The organism is Aerococcus sp. L_32 (assembly GCF_050689315.1).
In genome coordinates this window covers 1-2,066 of record NZ_JBOEQF010000341.1, presented here as the reverse complement: position 1 = coordinate 2,066, position 2,066 = coordinate 1, and the positions used below count along the sequence as shown (strand labels likewise).

Annotated in this window: 2 protein-coding genes and 1 pseudogene; 1 reads left to right on the top strand and 2 read right to left on the bottom strand. The window is 39.3% G+C overall.

The genetic code is table 11. The features are described 5' to 3' along the window. A partial coding sequence (locus ACRCJ0_RS12650) for a GTPase (protein ID WP_431390653.1) occupies positions 1 to 896 on the bottom strand: 896 nt, incomplete at its 3' end. A gap of 149 nt (positions 897 to 1,045) precedes the next feature. Here ACRCJ0_RS12650 and trhA point away from each other — a divergent pair. Further along, positions 1,046 to 1,717: a PAQR family membrane homeostasis protein TrhA gene (trhA, locus tag ACRCJ0_RS12645; protein ID WP_051218219.1), complete on the top strand. Its 672-nt coding sequence runs from the start codon at positions 1,046 to 1,048 to the stop codon at positions 1,715 to 1,717. Positions 1,718 to 1,797: 80 nt separating this feature from the next. Here the strand turns inward: trhA and ACRCJ0_RS12640 are convergent. Then, positions 1,798 to 2,066 (bottom strand): annotated as a pseudogene (locus tag ACRCJ0_RS12640) (aromatic acid exporter family protein); the annotation flags it as partial.

Genomic DNA, 2,066 nt, shown 5'->3' with positions numbered 1-2,066 from the left:
TTCGAAACGATTAGTCGTCCTAAATAGGTTGCTGATCCTGTTCCACCAATAGCCCCTAAGATGCCTAAGGCAGTCGCTCGGTCCATGGAAATGCCAAATATAGCTGTAATATGGGCCATCATACCTATTTGCATGGGCACTAGGACGGTTGCATCGGAAAAAGGGATGGGGGTGAATCCAACACCAAAGGTAGTGACAGTATATCTACGCGCCCAACGTCGCGCTGCTCGGCCCTTCCGTTCAATATCAATCTGTTGGGCATTGTTAAAAGCTGTGTGGACCTGATGTGGCAATAAGCCAATTGTTCTTTCAACAAGCTCTTTTAGACCGAAGGCAGGAATGGTAAATTCGTCAGTAATCTTATAATCCTGGGCCATTAACCGAATAATTGCTTGGACGGATAGATTTTGATTGACTAGGTATTGTTCAAATTTCAAGGCTTGATCCCCGATAGATTGAGTCAGTACTAAGATAACCGGCATCTTATTAGCTAAATATTCAATCAAACGAATCTCCATATCTTCAATCCGCGATGAAGATGCATTGATACAATAATATGCCACGTGCATATGTTTTTGCATTTTGGCCATGCCTTCTAGCGTTTGGTCGATTTCACTCGTCACTTGGTTTTGGGTTTCTGCATCCAGCTCCAACCCTCTTGTATCATAAAGGACCATTGGCACGCCTTCTTTTTCGATTTTATGCAAATGTTTGGTGATGGGTTGCCCAATCCCTGTTTCCGCTAATCTCTCCCGGAAAATCTTGTTAATTAAAGTTGATTTCCCAACACCCGTTTTACCTACTACTAGAATATGTACTTTTTCGATTTTTTCAATTTCTTCTTGCGTTTTCTTGGTTAATTCTTCAGCAAGAGACCAATCCATATTTCTCGCCATTTCCGCTCACCTCAACTGTTTTTCTGCTTATATATATTTTATCAGATAAATTTTAAATTAGTATTAATTGCATCGAATTCCCATAATTACCTAATAGAATATGCTATACTACATGTGTAAAAAACGCATCCTACTAAAGGAGGAAAATAATGTCTGCTAATTCACGTAGTCAAGAAAAAATCAAATTACCTTATACGAAAGCTTATTATATCACGAATGAGGTCCTGAATTCAGTGACACATGGCATTGGGTTTGTCCTTTCAATTGTTGCCACCGTTTTCCTAATCCTTAAAGGTGTTGAAAACCAAAATAGTATTGAAATTTTTTCATACGTGGTGTACGGCATCTCTATGTGTGCCCTATACTTGGCTTCAACCTTATACCACAGCTTTTCATTTACCAAAGCTGCGGGTATCCTAAAAATTATCGACCATTCATCGATTTTTATTTTAATTGCTGGATCATACACACCCTTTGCCCTAGTCGCTATCGGTGGTGTCTTTGGCTGGTTTATCTTCATTGCTCAATGGGCCATCGCCCTATTTGGAATTATCGGTAAAATCCTCTTCCTAAATAAGATGAAGAAATTTTCTACCCTTTTATATATTTTGATGGGCTGGTTCGGGGTTATCGCTATCCCGCAAATGGCCACAGCCATCGGTTCTGGTGGTATCGCTTGGCTAATCGCCGGCGGGGTAACTTATACAGTCGGCACTATCTTCTACGCCCATGATAACTTGAAATTCTGGCATGTCATTTGGCACTTATTTGTACTCGGTGGTTCAATTGCGATGTACTTCGCCGTCTTATTATATGTATAGGAATGAAATGCTTTTAATATGAAAAATAAGATACCAAGCATAGTTGAGTAGTCCTACTACTCATTTTTGCTTGGTATCTTTTATTTGCTTTGGAGATATTTTAAACGCTGCCCAGATTTATAAAACTCGTATTTCAGATTCAAGAATTTCTCGCAGTCTAATAAGATATCAAAGAGCATAGACCGGGTTTCAAATTCATTTCGAGTTTGCGGTAAGGGTTGCTGTCTAAACCGTGTTTTTAATTGATTTAATTCATTACGAAGTTTAGCTGCTGTATTTGATTCCGATAATTGTTGACTAACGTGACGGAAAAAGCCACTCAAGTCATAAGTCTGATCGGTTGATTCAT